We start from the raw sequence: 19,870 nt of genomic DNA, 5'->3' as shown, positions 1-19,870 counted from the left end.
TTTTTTTGATTTAAAGTTTACATTAAAAAGATAAATTAACACCTATACTATACGTTTTCAATGCCGGCAAATCCAGATTAGAGGTCCCCCCTAAAGCAGTAGATGATCCTCCCAACTGAAGATCCGGATCATACTGAAGATTCTTATCTGTTACATTGGTCCATATATTATTTCCTAATACATATATTTCTACATTATTCAAGCCTGTCCCTCTTAAAAGATCGCCTTTAAAGTTGTATGCTATTTTTAAAGTTCTCAATCTCCAGTAATCGCCTTTGTACAGGAATCTCGATGATGCTGAATTTGCTCCGGTAGAACCTGTTCCTCTGTTCCCTCCCTCAATAGGTTTTGGATTCATAGCATTAGGATTATCTGGCGTCCAATAATCTAATTGAGCCCTGTATCCTGGATAATTAGATGTATACTGCCCATCGCTGAACAAATAATTGGCCCATGAATCATAGATTTTGTTTCCAAATCCAAAACTTAATTGTGCATCTAGCGTAAACCCTTTGTAGGCTAGCTGAGTATTAGCTCCTCCAAAAAACTTAGGAATTCTGGTACCCTGAACCGCTCTTTGAGCCTGATTATAATTAGAAGTTGTTGCTCCGTCCACTCCATTGATATACCAAAGCGGATTACCATTAGAAGGATCTACCCCTGCCCATTTTCTCATATAGAAAGAATTTACAGCCTCACCAACTCTTAGGATATTAGTTCCTGAGATGACATCAGTCCCGCCATAAAGACTTGTGATTTCGTTTTTATTAAAGGTTCCATTCACTCCTAATTTCCAGCTGAAACCATCACGATTATTAATGATATTGGCATTGATGGTCAATTCAAACCCTTTATTTACCATATCTCCTACATTTTCGATTCTTACACTGGAAGTGGTTGCACCCCCTGGTGATGTTTCAGATATTCCTCCCTGAGACGGGGAAAGCGGCACGAAAGTGGCCAGATCTTTTGTTTTTTTGTGATAGTAAGCAGCACTTAGTGTCAAATTATTGTTCCATAAGCCTACATCCAATCCAACATTAAAAGGATTAACTTTTTCCCAACTTAAATTAGGATTATCTACATTGATAATAGTTGCTGCCGCATTGTTATCATAATTAGTAGAATATCTGTAAAGGGTATAAGGAGACATATAAACAGGTAATTGATTCCCTACCTGTCCATAAGAAATAATAAATTTCATCTGTGAAACTGTTTTAGAGTCTTTCAGGACATCCATTCTGGCCAAATCTACTCCTGCTCCAAGAGACCAGAAAGTACCAGCCTTCTGACCTGGCCAGAAATTAGACAATTTATCTCTTCTTACAGAAGCATCCAATAATAACAATTTATCATAATCGTAGTGCACGGTAGCAGCATATCCTGCTCTGGAATTTTTTGATCTGTTTCCAATCGTTGCAATAGGAATCACAAAGCTGTCTAAAGTCTGTAAAAATGGAGCTCCAACATTACTTGCACCTGCTCCTATAATTCTTTGCTGGCTAGAATATGCTTCCTGGATCAAACTTGCATTGATATTATGCTTATCACCAAAACTTGTGTTATAGGATAAAATATTCTGTATATTAAAGTTGAAATATCTGGTGGTATAGGAATATAGCCTTCCTTTATAATTATATCCATCTCCATGTAGAGGTGTATTATAGGAATCTTCTTCTACATTAATATATTCAGGAGCTGCAACAAATCTATAAGTTAGATTCTTTAAGATTTTATATTCAGCCTGAAGATTAGCAAATACTCTAGCTGTTTTTGCTTTCTGAGAGTTTACATTTTGTAAGTATGCAGAGTTAAATAAGCCGTTAGAAAGACGTCCTTCCACACCTAAGTTATAGCTTCCGTCAGGATTGAAGACAGGGTCAATGGGATAATTAAACAGATAAGCAAGCATAGGGTTTGAAAAAGCCCCACCTGAACTCAAGGTACTTATTTCTGAGTAAGACATCTGAATATCGGTTGCAAGAGTAAACCTATCGGTTGCTTTATATTCTATACGGTTGCTATTGGAAATCCTTTTGAAGTATGAGTTTTTAACAACACTGTTCTGATCATAATATCCTAACGAAGTATAATAAGATATTTTATCATTTCCTCCTGCTATGGAACCATTAAAATTCTGGAAATAGGCACCTCCTTTATTTCGGACCGCATTTAACCAATCCGTATCCTGATTTTGAGAATATATAAATTTATATGTTTCACCTAATTGACCTCCTATAGCCAAAGTAGGAACCATTGCAGCAGTTATTCCCGTATTTGCAGGATTATTGGCAATTTGAACAGCCATTAAATCTTTCCATTCCTGGGCATTTAATCCTTTAGGCATTTTAATGGCCGTAGCTGCTACTCCTTGTTCAAAGTTTAAACTAAACCTTGGTCTTCCTTTCAATCCTTTTTTGGTTGTGATAATAACAACTCCAGCACCGGCATCAGCTCCATAAATTGCCGTAGACACCGCATCTTTTAAAATAGTTACACTCTCAAAGTCTGAGCTATTTAAATTAGCAAGGATATTAGCCGTTGTAGAGTTTTGAGTTAAGTCTCCCTGATTAATTCTAACCCCATCCATAACGATGATTGGGTTATTATTTCCGTTGATAGAACTAACACCCCTTACACGAATTGAGGCAAATCCTCCGGGTTGTCCTGAAGCAGCTCCTGTCTGAACTCCAGCCATAGTCCCTGCTAACGCTTTTTCAATAGAAGCAGAAGAAGAACTTTGAGCTAAAGCCTTTCCTGAAACAGTCCCTACAGCTCCGGTAAGTTCCTTAACTGTCTTTTTCTGGCCAAACCCTACCATAACCACTTCATCAATCTGGGTAGTAGTTGTATCCTTTTTTGCTTTTTGTGCAAAGGAAACCTGTCCCAAGAAGAACAAAGCTCCTGCACTTAATACATGTAGTTTAACATTCATATTTAACACATTTTAATATTTTCAGAAAACAAATATCCCAATAAACATTAATAGTATCAACTTATAAAGTATTGAAAAACAATACGTTATTGCAAAATAATTTCATTACAAATAAATAATAACATTAAAAAAAATAGTGAATTAAAAAAAATGATAAAAAAAATTTAGTTCAAGAATGTATTAACAGAATTTTAACAACCATTAAAAATATTGTTAGCTTACACTTAATTATAAAAAGGAAGAAAAAAAATTAATGTAAAATAATGGTTTAAGTATAAAAAATCCAAAAAATAATTGCAACAGATCCTTATTAAAATCAACAAAACAGTAAAAAACAGATAAAAAGAATTGCTAAAAACTTATAAAAAAGCAAAGCATTCCAATCGATTGGAATGCTTTATATAATATTAAAATACGTTGAGTTTACAATAAGGTATTTTTCCTGAGAACTGGAACATACCCTTGAATGAAGTTAGAAAGAACAGATATTTATAGCTCTTCTTTATTCTTTATTCTTTATTCTTTATTCTTTATTCTTTATTCTTTATTCTTTATTCTTTATTCCAAAATTCTAACTCTGATAGGTATAGTATCTTGCTCCTACAAGAACAGGATTTTCAGATTCGATTGAGGTAAGCCCAAATCCTTTATAATCAGGGTTTATAGATTGATCTACCTGTTTTCTATGCAATTTCTCGTAAGTTTCAAAATCAATAGGAGTTCTATTGTTCAGATTTTCGAATACATTCCATTTTTCCACCACTTGTTTCCAGTTTTCAGAAACTTTACCTGCAAAAACTTTTGATTTTGAACCGCTTCCGTAACCGAAGAAACCGATTTCTGTTCCTGATAATTCTTCATGATCATCAAAGGAAGTCTGTAAAGCAGAAAGAAATGCCATGAAAATAGAAGCGGTATACATATTCCCGATTTCGGAAGAAGCACGCTGTGTTTTCTCTATTTTATCACTGATTAGATTCATATAACTTTCAGATTTAGCCACTGCTTTTTGCTCCTCAGGGCTGGTATAAGCAAGTTCGTTTTCAAGACTGTAGATTTCTGTAAATACTCTTTTCCCATGAAAAGCGTAAGGAAGATGGAAAATAATATATTTCCAGTTTTCATAAGGTTTTTCCTGTCCTGTAACTTCTTTATAATGCTGATAAGCTTCTCTTATTCTGTCCTGATAACACTGATTGGAATACTGACCATCAAAAACAGGTTCATCCGTAAATATTTCAATGGTATCCGGGTACATTTCAGGTGCATTATGTAAATCTTCCTTTTTATACTGTCTCCTTGGTTTAAAAAAGTCAAAAACACTTTCTGATGCTACGCCCCAATGATTTTCTATTTCAAGGAGATCTGGCTTAGAAGAAATCAATAGAGCAACGGCCCCGCCCCCCTGTGTATATTCTCCTGAAGAAGCCAATTCATATTTTGCATAATCGCTGGCAATAACTACAGCCTTTTTATCCGGATTTACCCTTACAAAATCAAGAGCATTATGCAGAGCATCCACCCCTCCCACACATGCAAAGGTCATATCTACAACATCACAGTGTTTAAAAGCTCTTGTTCCGAATTCTTCCTCCAACACTTTTTCTACCATCTGTACAGCATATGACGCAGTAGGTTTTGCAGCATCCAGGGCACTTTCTGTTCCTAAGTAGACTCTTGAAATCTCTCTGGGATCAATTGTATAATCTTTAATAAGTTGTAATAATGCTTCTGCTGCAAATGTTGCTGCATCTTCGTGAACATCGGGAAGCCCCATTTTATGCAGTCCCAATCCTTTCTCCAGTTTTGCAGGTTCAATCCCTCTTTTTTCAGCTAAATCCTTAATTTCCAAATACAAACCAGGTACATAATAGCTCGCCGCCTCAATTCCAAAAGTCATTTTATTCTAATTTTTATACGAATTTAGAAAATGTAGTCTGAATAACCGGTCAATATATCATGACTTTTTAACTATTTGTTCATAATTTAACTTTTTATTTCTGGCTATCAATCACAAAAAAAGCAGCATCACAAAATTGTAATACTGCTTTTTTATTTTTAATCAGATCTGCGAAACCTATTTGAAATTTTCAATAGCTTTATTCAGGGCATCAATCTGTTTATTGATACTTGCTGATTTCTGTGGATTTTGTTTCAGCAATTCCATTTTTTTGCTTAGTCCGTCTTTCAGCATTTGAACAATCATCATCTTAGCCTGTGGGTTATTTCCCATATCACTTTTTGCATAATCCAACATTTTCGTGATATTTTCCACTGCTTTTAGATTGTCAGAACTCATAATCCAGTTATATCCTTCTTCTGCAGTTTTCCCCAATTCCGGATTCTGGAATTTAACAAACGGGTAAAATGCAGCAAGTGGAGCAATATGTTCCATTTGAGAACTTATTTTATTCTTCACAATAACCGGAAGTAAAAGAGCAAGCAATTCATCTGAAGCCCCATCCAGTTCAATTTTATCAGCTAAGGCATTCGCCCGTGACGGATCAATGGTAAGAACAGCACCTAAAGAATTTCCCTTAACCGCATTGGAAACTGCATTCACTCCTTTTTCAAATATTGGAAGGTATTTTTTATCTTTTGTTTTCGCCAAAGCACCAATAGCCGCAGCCTGAGCTAATGTTTTAGGATCATTCGAAGCTATTTTTTCAACTTCTGTTCCCAATGCTTTCATCTGATCGGAATTGGTAAGATCCATTAATTCCAACGCTTTAATTCTTATTCTAAAGAATGGATCTTTTAAAGCAGCCGCCAATAATTTTATAGCAGCAGGACTTTTTCCTGTCTGATCTTTAATTCCAGTTAGAGCTTTATATCTGCTTTTAAATTCTTTAGAATTGGTAAACTGCAGCAGGTTCTGCTCCGGTGTTTTGGTATCCGTGATATCAGCTAGCAATATTCCGTCTGCATTGATATTGACAAGATCCGGTGTTTTGGATACATCAAAATTAAAAGTATTCTTGGTTTCAGCATTCACCCAAACATTATATCTTTTAGGTTTGCCATTATCATATACATCAATAGCTAAAGGAAACTCGAATAATTGATCCTGCGTCTGATTAACTGTTACAGCAATCTGTTTTTTTACGGGTTCAAAAGTAAACGAATAATTCAATTTTGGATTTCCACTTCCAAAATACCATTGGTTAAAGAACCAGTTCAGATCTTTTCCTGAAACTTTTTCAAAAGAAAGTCTCAACTGATGAACTTCAGCGTTTTGATATTCATTGGTTTTCAGATAATCATTCATACCGGCAAAAAAAGCATCATCTCCCAGATAATTTCTTAGCATATGAAGGATTCCTCCTCCTTTCTGATAGGTTACCAGATCAAAAACATCTTCACGGGATTCATAATTGAATCTTACCAGGTTTTTCTTAAAATCCGCAGGGTTATGAATGTACATATTCACATCCTTCATCTGGTGGTAATCTGCCTGATCTTTCCCATACTTGTATTCATTCCAAAGATATTCGGAATAATTGGCAAAGGATTCATTCACGGTAAGGTTGCTCCAGCTTTCTGCGGTCACAAGATCTCCAAACCAATGATGGAATAATTCGTGAGCAATAGTATCTTCCCATTTATTTTCATCAATCAGCTGCCCCGGTTTTTGAAGAATATCACTTCCGTGAAGGGTCGCCGTAGTATTCTCCATAGCCCCACTTACATATTTTCTTCCGGAAATCTGTGCATATTTTGCCCATGGATAATCATAGTTCATCTTTTTGGAGAAAAACTCGATCATTTCAGGAGTGTTTCCATAGATCTGTTTTACATAAGGTTCATATTCTTTCTCGATATAATAATCAACCGCAATATTTTTCCATTTGTCTTTCACTACGGCATATTCTCCTACTCCCATAAAGAAAAGGTAGGTAGAATGTCTTTTATCCATTACCCAATGGTCAGTTCTCAGGTTATTGGATTCTTTCTGAGAATCTTTTAGAATACCATTTGAAAGGGTTACATATTTGTCAGGAACCGTCATATAGATTTCCTGAGTCGTCTTTTGATTGGGTTTATCAATTGTGGGGAACCATGCAGAAGATGATTCGGTTTCACCCTGTGTCCAAATCTGGGTAGGCATATCAGGCTCCGTACCCTGGGCATTAATGAAGTAAAGTCCTTTTGCATCATTAATCGCCATGCTTCCTTTTTGTTTTACCTCATTCGGACGGGCTGTATATTTGATATAAATGGTATAATCCTGATTCTTCTGATACGTTTTATCAAGGGTAACCTTTAGTGTTTCATCTTTATATTGGTACTGCAAAGGAGATTTCCTTCCGTTAGTCTCAAGAGCAACCTCATGAATCAGCATTCCCTTAGCATCCAGAGTCAATTCATTGGTAGGATAAAAATAGGGTGAAGCGGTCAGCCATTCTTCCCCGTTCATCTGTTCTTTCTGATAATCAAAGTTTACTTTCAGCTTGGTATGTTTAAGCTCCGTTACTTTAGTATGAGTGGCTCTGTACACCTTTTCTCTTCCTGAAGTCTCAGTTTGTGCCGATACATTAGCGGAAAATAAAATCCCAAGTATTGCAATGGATAAAATGGCCTTTTTCATTCTTCTATTTTATTATTATTTTTAGAATTATTTTTTTATTATTATTTCAAAAATATCATTAACAAGCGTTTCGTAGTCACCTGTTTTCAACTGTTCTTTTGTTTTGGCAAAAGCTTTTTTCAGTTCGCTTTCCGGATTTTCATCATCGATGATAGCTACGGAAGCCACTCCCTTCAATTGAAGTAATGCATTTTTCAGTACTTCTATATCAGCAGTTTTTTCAAGATCTACTTTTAAATATTTCATGAGAGGTAATTTCCTTTAAAATTACAAATTTCTTTTGGGGCAGCCTACGGACGCTGCATGATAAGTTCATGGGAAGAGGAATTTGTTACAACGATACCTGTATTTATTAATTACAGATGAAGGAAATCTAAGAATGAGATTAAAGATTCCAAAAAAATGAATTGAGTACCTCTTTAAGGATACAACAGAAGATAGTTAATAATCTGTAGGGTAGATTCCGTTATTTTCCAGCTGATGTCTGATTCCACTGTCATCTATTGAAGCACTGTCTTTTTTTATGTAATCAAGAATTACTTTTTTATGATCAGGATTATTAAATGACATCAAGTGATAGAGGTATTTTCTCTTCTGAATTTCATGAATAGTATCATTGGCAAGAAAATGAAGATATTCCTGTTCTAGCCGCAGAGCGTATTCTTTTTTATGCCAATTGCTGAGATAAAGAATTGCCGGACCTCTATGCTCCTGGAATGCCAGTTTTTCGATCTGCTTTTTCAGATGATCAGAATAGGTCCTGTTTCTGAATGCCATTACGAGCATAGGCTCGGAGGAATTTTTAGCAAACAAAAGCATACTGTCCAGTTTTTGCAGACCAGCATCTGATCTCACCTCTTCAGGTTTCAGTGTATTGGAATAGTGTTGATATAAAGGTTCAGCAAGGTATTCATAGCCGATGATGCATCCGTTCTGAGTATGAACCTTCCCTTTTCTATTGAGAATTTTTTGAAAAATGGCTGTAGCATACTGAGGATTTATTTCTAAAAGCCCCACTGCTGCATATAAGGCAACTGCATTATTTCTATTGTCGGTAAGGCTTAGTAATTCCCCTTCTGAGGCCAGATCATACAGTTTTTTTGCATTTTCAAAATTAGGATTTTCAGTAGCACCTTTTGCCAAAGCCTCTGTTTGATACGTATTTAAAGTAGAGATATCCCTTACTATCCTTCTTAAATGATGAGGTACCTGTACAGAATCAAAGACCACATCTTTAGAAAAGTTCAGGTCTTCAACAAGAATATCATATCCCTGTTCTTTATTCTCTTTTTGAGCACAGCTGAAGAGAATCAGTGCCAGGGCAACTACAAAAACACGGGGACATATCATTATACCGCTACAGGAGCTTTGATTCCCGGATGTGGGTCATAATTTTCAAGGGTAAAATCTTCAAAATTAAAATCGAAGATATCTTTGATTTCCGGATTTAGCTTCATAGTCGGAAGAGGTCTTGTTTCCCTTGAAAGCTGTCTGTTTACCTGTTCGAAATGATTGTTATAAATGTGAACATCACCGAAACTGTGTACATAATCTCCTACTTCCAGATCACAAACCTGAGCCACCATCATTAATAAAAGGGCATAGCTGGCAATATTGAAAGGGACCCCAAGAAATACGTCAGCACTTCTCTGGTACAGCTGTAGGGATAATTTGCCATCCGCTACATAAAACTGGAATAAAGCATGGCAGGGAGCCAATGCCATATTAGGAATTTCTGCAACATTCCATGCAGAGACAATCAGTCTTCTGGAATCCGGATTTTTTTTAATCTGATCAATCACTTCTGTGATCTGATCTACAATTTTACCGTCAGCACCATTCCAGCTTCTCCACTGTGCACCATACACCGGCCCAAGGTCACCATTTTCATTGGCCCATTCATCCCAGATGCTCACGCCGTTATCGTTAAGGTACTTCACATTGGTATCTCCTTTCAAAAACCAAAGTAATTCGTAAATTATTGATTTCAAATGCACCTTTTTAGTAGTCACCAAAGGAAAACCTTTTGACAGGTCATATCTTAGCTGATATCCGAATACACTTCTTGTTCCGGTACCTGTTCTATCGGTTTTATCTGTTCCGTTATCTAAGATATGTTGTAAAAGATCTAGGTAGTTTTGCATTTTGAAAGGAATTTTATGGTTCAAATTTACTAAAAATGATCAAAAAAAGCATCCCTTTTTATGAATGCTTTTTATAAGTCAGATACTCAATTTCTATTAAAGGACTGTGTATCTGGTATCTGGAAAATAATTATTTTACGTAACTACAGAATAAAAACACTGACATCATCACTGTTTCCTTTCATTGATTTCAACTGACCGTATTTATTTTTCTCTATGAATTTATCATTCCAGTATTCCAGGCTTACCGGCCCAAATTTTATAAGTTTCCGGTACTTACTTTCATCAATGATATCTTTTATCCCATAATCGACAGAGACATCTCCTACTGATTTCAGTTTTCCCATTCTGCTGTTATCAATGACATCGTTGGGCCAGTAATCGATGGTAAAGTTTCCTATTTTCTTTACTTTGCCCCATTTTTCTTTATTAAAAATCGAGTCGTCCCAATATTCCACATCAATATCTCCTATCTTTTTCAGCTGGCCGTATCTGGCACTGCTTTTATTCAAATCATCCCAATAATCTATTTTGACGTCACCTATGCTTTTAAGCTTGCCATATTTATACTGGTCAAAATAGGGGTCTTCATAATAGGTAAGTTCGCCATTCAGGTCAGGATTGTGAAAATCGGTGATTTTCCCCTGAGCATCAATTGTAATGATAAAGCCGTCCACTTTAAGATTTACAGATTCCAGATCATAGGTTTTCCCTGAGATATTAGCACGGATTTGTGCTTGCAGGGTCATACTACACCATAAGAAAGTAAAGAAAAGTATATATTTAAATTTCATAGTTATTTACCAGATATTTTCAATGGTTTGAGTCATGGTATTGATTGCAAATACATCTCCCGTTTTCTTGCCAAACATTGCTTTTACCAGTGGCGATTCTGCTGAAACAGTCATGATTTTCTGATTTTCAACTATAATTTCCCCTATCGAAGCTGCAATATAAAAAAGCCCTTTATCGGTTTTCACCAAAGCTCCATTCTGAACTTTTTCAGAAGGATCAGAAGTTATTTTCTGCAGGATAGCCTGTTGATTTAACGTCTCGTTAAGCTGTCTCTGAAGGTTATTAATTTCCTGCTGAAGCATTTCACGTCCGGTTTCATATTTATCCCCCATCGAACTTTTTGTATCATTATTGGAAGCCCGGGTTTCTGCAATCAAGGTTTCAAAATTCTTGATCTTTTCGGTAATTTTTGTATTGATTCTATTGAGTATTTCCTGTTTGTTCATTGTTGTAAGTCGGATTATTTTTATGATGGATGAGTAAAACCATCCCGTCAAAATCAAAGATTTTGACACCCCTCCGTCGGAGGGGAATGGAGTACCTTTGAAAACTGATAATTAAGGTTTCACAATTTCAGCCAGTGCTGTAATGGTTTCAGGATTCATTTTTCAAAAACAGCATAGTCTGATATTTTGAAAATAAAATCTTTGCCATTACTGAAATCTCTTTTTGTTTTATCAAAAACATTTTTGAAAGTTCCTGATAAATGATCGTCTTCAATAGTAAAATGTACAGGTTCTTTGGACATATTCAGGACTACCAGCACTTCATCCTTTCCATTTTTTCTTATATAGGCCAGAATTTTATCATTTGCTGTTGTATTCAGAAAATACGTGATCACATTAGCATCACTACCTCTTAAAGCCGGATTGGAAGCTTTTAAATCCAATAATATTTTGTAAAAGTCTGCAACCTGGTAGGTATTGGTCCATTGGATCACATCTTTTTCGAAAAATTCAAGTCTTTTCATATTGGGAAGTTCCTGACCTGAGTATACCAATGGCACCCCGTTCCATGTTGCTGAAAATACGGCCATGGGTTTTGTAATAACACCATATTTTTCATATTCAGTTCCGTTCCAGGAGTTTTCATCATGATTGGAGGTAAACCACGCCCTCATAGACTGGTCTCCTATATTGGAATATTGAATCAATAAATCTTTCAGTTCCTGAAGTGGCTCATTTTTCTTGTAATAATCGGCAGACTTGTGCATCCATTTCCACGAATAGCTGGCATCAAAAACTTTTCCGTATTCGGGACTTTCCAATTCATCAAATTCTCCCAGCCAAAAAAGCGGTTTTACTTTTTCAACTTCAGGACGGGCCTGTTCCCAAAAATCTACTTCTACCCAGGAAGCAAGATCACATCTGAAGCCGTCAATATCTGTTTCCTGTACCCAAAATTTCATAGCTTTGATCATCTCCAGACGCATTTCCTGATTTTTGTAATCCAGTTCGATAATATCATCCATTCCGGAGGCTATATGAAATTTTCCGTCAGGATCTTTTAAATAGAATTCAGGATGCGCTTGGGTCCATACATGATCCCAGCCCGTATGGTTAGCCACCCAGTCTATGATTATTTTAAACCCTAACCTGTGGGCTTCATTCACCATATCTTTAAAATCCTCAAGTGTCCCGAATTCCGGATTCACTGAAGTATAGTCGGCTGCAGCATAAGGGCTACCCAAACTTCCTTTCTTATTCTGCTGTGCAATTGGGGTAACAGGCATTAGCCAAAGTGTTTTTATACCCATTGCTTTCAGACGGGGCATCTCTTTGGCAAAAGCTTTGAAAGTTCCTTCTTTGGTATATTGTCTTATGTTTACTTCGTAGATATTTGTAGTGTATTTCCAATCTTTTGGCAGCTCTGTCATTTTCCGGGTATTTTTCTGAGTGGTACAGGAAACAATTCCCAGACCAATTAAGCTTAATAAAATTAATTTTTTCATTAATCTATTTTTAACAAAAGTAATGATTTTGGGAAGTAAAAGTGGGAAAAGGCAAAATCACGGAAAACTTATCCGGAATATGGCCCCATTATCCTTAACACTCCATTTGCAATGCAAGTGAATTGTGAATACGTGTTAACAATTAAAAGGTGACATATTCCGTATTCTTTCATCTTCTCTTCAATAAAAAAAGCCCCGGATCAAAAATCCGGGGCCTATATTGTATTGTTATCTCTTATCTTTCGTCGTCATTGTCATCTTCGTCATCGAAAGCGTCATCATTGTAGTCATCTTCTTCCTCATCATCAAAGCTGTCATCTTCATCTGAAAAATTTCCACCTGATCCGAAATCATCTTCAAATCCAAAATCATCATCCATTAATGGGGTAGCTGATTTCTTTTTAGATCCCGTGTTTCCACTTTTACTTGGTGCTTTCAATGGAACATTTCCAAATCTATATACAGTAATTGGATAATTAACACCTTTTGTCTCTTCTATGACTTCTATCAGCTCGCAGAAGAATTCCCATAAATCAAGAAGTCCATACTGGAACTGTGCTTTGTCGCCTACATTTTCAAAAGCTTCATCAATGTATACGTCTGACATAATCTCACCATCACCATCATCACTCATATCTTCTAATGGGACACTTTTTACTATTGTTCCGTCATTTTCCAACAGATTAAAAGTAGAAAGCTCGTCACCCTGCAGACTGAATGCACTTTTAATACCTAAATGTAAGTTCCATAACGTTTGTTTTCCCTTAACTTCAATATCTCGGAAAATATCCTCTTTCGCATCTAATATTACGCGGATTTTGTAAACCATATCAGTTTCTTAAATTACTTTTTTGCCTTTATAATTATGATAAATCTCTGGTGCAAATATATAATAAATGAGAGGTGACAAAAAAATATTTCAGGATTTTTTAAAATATTTTTTTTTCTTACATTTTGCCAAAGTTATTTACTTTTTTCCAGCATAAAACTGAATTTCGTCCCTTCAAGGTATACGCTTTCTACGGTAATGTTTTCGTTATGAGCTTCAAGGATATGTTTTACGATGGCCAATCCTAATCCGGATCCGCCCTCTCTTCTGCTTCTGCTGGTTTCTACACGGTAGAAACGTTCAAAGATTCTTGGAAGAATTTCAGATTTTATTCCCATTCCATTATCTATAACTTCTATCAGCACTTTGTTTTTTAAGACACTTGTTTTTACAATTACTTTTGCTTCCTGCCTGTTTGCATAGTGGATAGCATTCGAAATAAGATTAATAAAAACCTGTGAAATCTTCTGTTTATCGGCATCCACAAAAATTTGTGGATGAAGGGTCTGGATTTGTAATGTCGTATTTCTTTTTTCTGCCTCAAGATCAAGGAGGTCAAAAATTTCTTTGATCAGAAGGTTAACATCAAATTTCGAAATATTAAGGTTAATTTCACCTGCCTCGAGCCTGTTGATCATATCAAGATCTGTAACAATGGCTATAAGTCTTTCAACAGATTTATCTATTCTTTCAAGGTATTTGTCCCGAATGATAAGATCTTCCACCCCACCTTCTCTTAGGGTTTCTACATAGCCCTGAATAGAAAACAGCGGAGTTTTAAGCTCATGGGAAACATTTCCGATATATTCTTTACGGTAACTTTCCATTTCCTTCATCATGTCAATTTCTGTTACCTTTTGCTGATTAAGATCCGAAAAACGTTCTCCTAATTCTTTAATGGTAATATTTTCGTCATGATCATGAACAATTTCCTGTGGAAGAAGCTGAGAAAGCCCTCTCACCTGTTTTCTTCCATAATAGCTGAAAAGAAGCTCTAATACAACATAGTTGATAATAAAGATCATGACTACACAAACAAAAACCCCCGCTTTGAATAAAGGGGTTTCATAATAGATATCTTTTAGTGAGTCGAAAACAACTACTAAGAAAAGCATTACCAGTGTCAGCAGACAGGAAGCAACGAAGGTAAGTCTGTAAAATTTCAATTTTACAAAGTTTTAGGATTGAACGTAAAGGTAGGTTTTTTAAGTGATTAAACGATCAGTTTATAGCCTATCCCTTTTAATGTCTGAATGGTATTGATTCCCAGTTTCTCTCTTAATCTTCGGATATGAACATCAATGGTTCTTTCTCCTACAATTACATCATTACCCCATACTTTTTCCAGAATTTCTTCTCTTTTGAAAACTTTCTCGGTATTGGAGGCAAGCAGATAAAGCAGATCAAATTCTTTTTTAGGAAGCAAAAACTGCTGTCCGCTTTTGGAAACCCTGAAGTTATCTTTATCAATAATAAGGTCTCCAATTTCAATAAGTTTAGCATTATCTGAAACCTGAGAAGTCAGTTGTAACAGAGCATTTACTTTAGAAATAAGGATTTTCGGTTTGATTAGTTTTACGATATAATCATTAGCACCTGCCTGAAACCCGGCCAACTGTGAAAACTCTTCGCTTCTTGCTGAAAGGAAAACGATAAGAGTTTTTTGTAGTTCTTTCACTTTACGAAGCTCCTGACAGGTTTCAATGCCATCTTTCTCAGGCATCATTACATCCAGCAAAATAAGGTCCGGAATAATTTCCTTTGCTTTTTCTATACCTTCATTACCGTTAGTAGCAGTATAGATACTATAACCTTCTTTTTCCAAGTTGTAAGACAGAATCTCTAAAATGTCCAGTTCATCGTCTATTAAAAGAATTTTTTTACTCATCTTCTAGTTTAAGAATTCCCACAAAATTAATTATTTTCATTGATTTTATCTATCCGGGCAATGTTAACTAATTATTAAAAAACAGATATAGCAATTTGAATTAGAAAATCATTAATAAAACAGATAAATAAATACATAATAAACAAATATACAAAAGAATAATTGAAATAAATCAAAAAAATGTAAATATAAAAAACAAACATTCATAGTGCATGATTGATCAATTTTATTAATACAAACTTCACAATTAATTAAAATTCTCCTAAACGTTTAGTGAAAACTTAGCCCTTATTTTGCCCCTGAAAAAGAAGTAAAATGAAAAAACAACTCCACAAGAGCATTATGCTACTTGCTTTGTTTTCTGCCGGCTACGCATTTGCACAAAGTCAGATCTTAGAAGGTAGAGTACTGGATGAGAAAGACAACACACCTATTGAGGGGGTAAAGGTAAAGGTAAATGACCAAGAGGTCGTAACTGATATTGCCGGATACTACTCTATCAATCTTTCTCCTGGAACCAACTACATTATCACGGTAAGTTCTAACGGATATAACAAAAAAGAGATCAGTGAAGTTATTGTAAAAAATGACGCCAACACTCGCCTTGATATTGTTCTGGAAAAGCCATCCGCTAAGGAAAAGGAAATTGAAGGAGTTGTTATCAAATCCAATGCAAGAAAAGAAACGATAGCTTCTACTATCGGTTTACAGAAGAATGCAGGTGTGGTTTCACAGGTTATAGGTGTTGAAGCTATTAAAAGAAGTCCGGATAGAAACACAGGAGAGGTTCTGAAAAGAGTATCCGGTGTGAGTTTATTTGACGGAAAATATATTGTTGTAAGAGGTTTATCTGACCGTTATAACCAGGCTATGTTAAATGGGATTCAACTTTCCAGTACTGAGCCTGACCGAAAAACTTTTTCTTTTGACCTTTTTCCTGCCAGCGTTATTGAGACCCTGGTAATCAATAAGACTTTTATTCCTGAATACAGTGGTGAATGGGCCGGAGGATTGATTCAGGTAAATACTAAAGATATTCCCAATAAAAACTTCTTCAATTTACAAGTAGGTGTAGGAGGAAATTCTATTACAATGAATAAAGAATTTCTTATGCAGAAAGGAGGAAAATGGGATTTCCTGGGTATTGATGACGGATACAGAAAGATCCCTACAAATATGCCTGCTAAAAATGCTTTCAGTATTCTGAATGAAGCTCAGAAAACAGATATTGGTAAGGGATTCACAAAAAACTTCGGATACAACAGCGTTGGTTATCCTGAAAACATAAGTTTACAGCTTGACGGAGGTTTTAATACCAAAATTTTCGGAAAAGATTTAGGGGTTATTGCTGTTCTTAACTACAGCAACAACAAAAGAAGAACAGAATCTAAAAACCGTTTCTTTACGATTAATGACCAGCTTGCTGACACCAACTTTGATTACTACACTGAAAAATACACAAATGATGTTATTTTAGGAGGGTTATTAAACCTTACTTTAAAACTCAATAGCAATAACAAAATTTCCCTGAAAAACATTATCACGAACAACACAGTGAACCATATGTCTTTCAGAACAGGAAAGGATTTTGAATTTGATCCTATCAACGGAACCAACATTATCGCAAGAGAGATAGGATTTAAGCAAACTACATTCTATAATTCAACCCTTAACGGAACTCATAAGATAGATGCTCTTGGTGGTCTTACCGTAAACTGGTATGGAAGCTTTGGAATCCTTGATCAGTATATTCCATTATTGCAACGTTTACAATACAACCAATATACAAATCTTGACGGAAGTCCTTATTTAGCTCTGATCTCTAATGGTCTTTCTCAAAAATCAGGAAGTGTTTTCTATTCTACATTGAGCGATTATCTGTATAATGCAGGTGGAGATGTATCAAAGACTTTTACCATGTTTGGACAAAAGCAAACCGTTAAAGGGGGTTACTTATTCCAGGTAAAAGACAGGATCTACAACTCAAGACCATTCTCTGTAAGGCTTGAAAAATACAACCAGGGATTACTTTCCCAACCTTTTGAAAGTATCTTCAATTCTGAGAATTTCGGAACAGATGGTAAGTTTACATTTGATGAAATTGCCGGAAATCAGTACAGATATATTGCCAATACAATCCTTAATGCAGGATATTTACAGTTTGACAACAACTTTGCACCATGGTTAAGAGCTGTTTGGGGATTAAGAGTTGAAAACTTTGATCAATTGGTAGGAAGTACAAAAAGAAGTGATGACCGTTTTGTTAATACTCGTGTAACAGACTTTTTACCAGCTGTTAACTTAACCTTCAAGGTAAACCCTAAAATGAACGTCCGTCTTGCAGGTTCTCAAACTGTTGTAAGACCTGAATTCAGAGAGGTTTCACCTTTAGCTTATTATGACTTCGATTTGGGAGCTACTGTAATCGGTAACAAATTCATTGAAAGAACAAAAATTACCAACGTAGACCTTCGTTGGGAATATTATCCAAGAAACGGAGAGATTCTTTCCGTAGCAGGTTTCTATAAGAATTTCAAAAATCCAATCGAATTGTACTTCAATCAATCCGGAGTAGGAACCAGTAATACCTTCAACTATCTTAATGTAGATAAAGCCGATGCTTATGGAGTTGAGTTGGAATTCAGAAAAAAACTTGATTTCGCAAGCGCTCTTAAAAACTTTACGTTAGGTGGAAACTTCGCTTACATCAAAAATAAAGTAACGGATGAAGCTACGAATATTGACAGACCAATGCAGGGACAGTCTCCTTACACCATTAACTTAAGTCTTCAGTATGATGCTGAAAAAACAGGATGGTCTTCTACAGTACTTTTCAATATGATCGGAAGAAGAATTCTTTATGTAGGTAATGATCAGGTGCCACCAATCTGGGAAGCTCCGAGACCTCTTTTAGATTTCCAGATTGCTAAGAAGATCTGGCAAAACAAAGGAGAAATCAAATTAAATGTTTCTGATATCCTTAACCGTCGTGCAAGATTTTATCATGACCTTAACGGAAACAAGAAATATGACAACTCTGATGCTCTTGCTATTGAAAGAGTAACAGGAACCAATATCAGTTTAACACTGGGATACAATTTTTAACACATTCAATATTTAATAAATAATTTAATTCTTTATAACATGAAAAAATTCGTTTTATATTCTTTAATGCTTGGCGCTCTTGCTACAACTACTGCATGTAGAAATATAGAAGAAGACGGGCAAACCATCGTTCAGGGTGGTTCCGGAAATGGAGAAACTGACAACCTTATTCTCTCAGGAAAGATCACATCCAATGTTACGCTTAAAGCTAATAAAATTTATAAGTTAAGAGGATTAGTATATGTAACAAACGGAGCAACTTTAACCATTGAGCCAGGAACGAAGATTGTAGGTGAAGCTGATAAAAATGGTGCTTTGATTATCACAAGAGGAAGTAAAATCATGGCAGAAGGTACGGCTGCCAACCCTATTATCTTTACTTCTGAAAAACCAAGCCCAAAAAGAGGGGACTGGGCAGGTGTTGTCATCCTAGGAAATGCTCCTACGAATGCTTCTTTCAACAACCAACAAGGAGTTGGAGAGATTGAAGGAGGTATCAACAATACAGAAGGACATGGTCTTTACGGAGGAAATAATGCTGCTGACAACAGTGGTATCTTAAAATATGTAAGAATTGAATATGCAGGATATGCATTCTTACCGGACAAGGAGATCAACGGACTTACGTTCGGAGGTGTAGGTAGCGGAACTACTGTAGATTATGTAGAAGTTGCTTACGCTAATGACGACAGTTTTGAGTGGTTCGGAGGAACAGTAAACTGCTCTCACCTTATTTCTTATAAAGGTCTTGATGATGACTTTGATACAGATAACGGTTATTCAGGAAAAGTACAGTTCGGTATTGCGGTAAGAGATGCTCAGGTAGCTGACGTTTCAGGTTCTAACGGATTTGAATCTGATAATGATGCCAACGGTTCTGCTTTAACGCCTCAGAGCTCTGCTACATTCTCAAATATGACGATTATCGGGCCAATCAACTCTTCAAGCACAAGTACCAATGTAGGTTCAATCAACTCATTGTTCCAAAATGGTTTACAGATCAGAAGAAATTCTTCTATCTCAGTATTTAACTCTGTTTTCACTGGTTTCCCGGTTGGTTTATTCGTTGATGCTACCAAAGGAACGCCTACAGATAAAAACATCACTAGTGGAAGTCTTGCTTTCGAAAATAATATTTTGGCAGGAAGTGTAACTCCTTTAAAATACGGAGCTTCTACTTCTTCTCCAACAGGATATTCTATCACTGATCTTACGACTTTCTTTAATGCTAAAGGAAATACAAGCCTTACCTATACAGCTGATGTAAAATTCACCAATGCATGGGCTCCTGCAGGAACGACTCCTAACTTCTCCCCTGCTGCCGGGTCACCATTATTGACTGGAGGTGTATTCACCCATACTAAATTATCATCTTGGTTCACGCCTGTAACGTACAGAGGAGCTGTAAAAGACACTAATGATACTTGGTATGCTGGTTGGACTAACTATAACTTATAATTTATTTATTAGCAGTTAATATCATATCAAATTATTAAAAAAAGCCTTCAGAAAATTCTGAAGGCTTTTTTTAATGCTTTGTCCCGTCCTGAAATAAGTTGACAATTACTCAACTTATATTATGAAAGATCAAGAATTAAAAAAGGAAAAGCGTACTCAAAGAGATTACAGTATTGG

General features: G+C 35.8%; 14 protein-coding genes. 2 read left to right on the top strand and 12 right to left on the bottom strand.

Annotated elements, in window-relative coordinates:
- Positions 1-22: 22 nt before the first annotated feature.
- The 12 genes from DRF57_RS14030 to DRF57_RS13975 all read right to left on the bottom strand — a co-directional run bounded on the left by DRF57_RS14030 (position 23) and on the right by DRF57_RS13975 (position 15,130).
- Positions 23-2,935 (bottom strand): SusC/RagA family TonB-linked outer membrane protein, encoded by a 2,913-nt coding sequence (locus DRF57_RS14030; RefSeq protein ID WP_115919164.1) that lies wholly within the window; start codon positions 2,933-2,935, stop codon positions 23-25.
- A 571-nt stretch (positions 2,936-3,506) separates the two neighbouring features.
- On the bottom strand, positions 3,507-4,835 hold the full coding sequence (locus DRF57_RS14025; RefSeq protein ID WP_115919158.1) for a hydroxymethylglutaryl-CoA synthase family protein: 1,329 nt from the start codon (positions 4,833-4,835) through the stop codon (positions 3,507-3,509).
- Between the two features lie 177 nt (positions 4,836-5,012).
- Positions 5,013-7,523: a M1 family metallopeptidase gene (locus DRF57_RS14020; protein ID WP_115919156.1), complete on the bottom strand. Its 2,511-nt coding sequence runs from the start codon at positions 7,521-7,523 to the stop codon at positions 5,013-5,015.
- A 27-nt stretch (positions 7,524-7,550) separates the two neighbouring features.
- A complete protein-coding gene (locus tag DRF57_RS14015) occupies positions 7,551-7,769 on the bottom strand; it encodes a hypothetical protein (protein ID WP_115919154.1) in 219 nt (72 codons plus the stop codon).
- A 195-nt stretch (positions 7,770-7,964) separates the two neighbouring features.
- The gene (locus tag DRF57_RS14010) at positions 7,965-8,873 is read right to left on the bottom strand and encodes a hypothetical protein (RefSeq protein WP_115919152.1); all 909 of its coding nucleotides are present in this window, start codon (positions 8,871-8,873) and stop codon (positions 7,965-7,967) included.
- Positions 8,873-9,667: a thymidylate synthase gene (locus DRF57_RS14005; protein WP_047494786.1), complete on the bottom strand. Its 795-nt coding sequence runs from the start codon at positions 9,665-9,667 to the stop codon at positions 8,873-8,875. The genes DRF57_RS14010 and DRF57_RS14005 overlap by 1 nt, the downstream gene beginning before the upstream one ends.
- A gap of 143 nt (positions 9,668-9,810) precedes the next feature.
- Complete coding sequence (locus DRF57_RS14000) at positions 9,811-10,416, bottom strand: hypothetical protein (protein ID WP_115919150.1); 606 nt, start codon at positions 10,414-10,416, stop codon at positions 9,811-9,813.
- Positions 10,417-10,467: 51 nt separating this feature from the next.
- Positions 10,468-10,908 (bottom strand): GreA/GreB family elongation factor, encoded by a 441-nt coding sequence (locus DRF57_RS13995; protein ID WP_047494780.1) that lies wholly within the window; start codon positions 10,906-10,908, stop codon positions 10,468-10,470.
- A gap of 155 nt (positions 10,909-11,063) precedes the next feature.
- Positions 11,064-12,413 (bottom strand): alpha-amylase family glycosyl hydrolase, encoded by a 1,350-nt coding sequence (locus DRF57_RS13990; protein WP_115919148.1) that lies wholly within the window; start codon positions 12,411-12,413, stop codon positions 11,064-11,066.
- A 235-nt stretch (positions 12,414-12,648) separates the two neighbouring features.
- Positions 12,649-13,242: an IS1096 element passenger TnpR family protein gene (locus tag DRF57_RS13985; RefSeq protein WP_084085034.1), complete on the bottom strand. Its 594-nt coding sequence runs from the start codon at positions 13,240-13,242 to the stop codon at positions 12,649-12,651.
- Positions 13,243-13,376: 134 nt separating this feature from the next.
- On the bottom strand, positions 13,377-14,408 hold the full coding sequence (locus DRF57_RS13980; protein WP_047494772.1) for a sensor histidine kinase: 1,032 nt from the start codon (positions 14,406-14,408) through the stop codon (positions 13,377-13,379).
- Positions 14,409-14,455: 47 nt separating this feature from the next.
- On the bottom strand, positions 14,456-15,130 hold the full coding sequence (locus DRF57_RS13975) for a response regulator (protein ID WP_047494769.1): 675 nt from the start codon (positions 15,128-15,130) through the stop codon (positions 14,456-14,458).
- Between the two features lie 315 nt (positions 15,131-15,445).
- Here DRF57_RS13975 and DRF57_RS13970 point away from each other — a divergent pair, with 315 nt between their 5' ends.
- Both DRF57_RS13970 and DRF57_RS13965 read left to right on the top strand, forming a co-directional pair.
- Positions 15,446-18,235 carry a TonB-dependent receptor domain-containing protein gene (locus DRF57_RS13970; RefSeq protein ID WP_115919145.1) on the top strand — a complete coding sequence of 930 codons (2,790 nt, stop codon included), beginning with the start codon at positions 15,446-15,448 and terminating at the stop codon, positions 18,233-18,235.
- Positions 18,236-18,274: 39 nt separating this feature from the next.
- Complete coding sequence (locus DRF57_RS13965) at positions 18,275-19,693, top strand: hypothetical protein (RefSeq protein WP_047494764.1); 1,419 nt, start codon at positions 18,275-18,277, stop codon at positions 19,691-19,693.
- Positions 19,694-19,870: the final 177 nt, after the last annotated feature.

It is taken from the genome of Chryseobacterium rhizosphaerae, assembly GCF_003385455.1.
In the GTDB taxonomy this organism is placed as follows: Bacteria; Bacteroidota; Bacteroidia; order Flavobacteriales; family Weeksellaceae; genus Chryseobacterium; species Chryseobacterium rhizosphaerae.
This window is presented reverse-complemented; position numbering and strand designations above follow the sequence as displayed.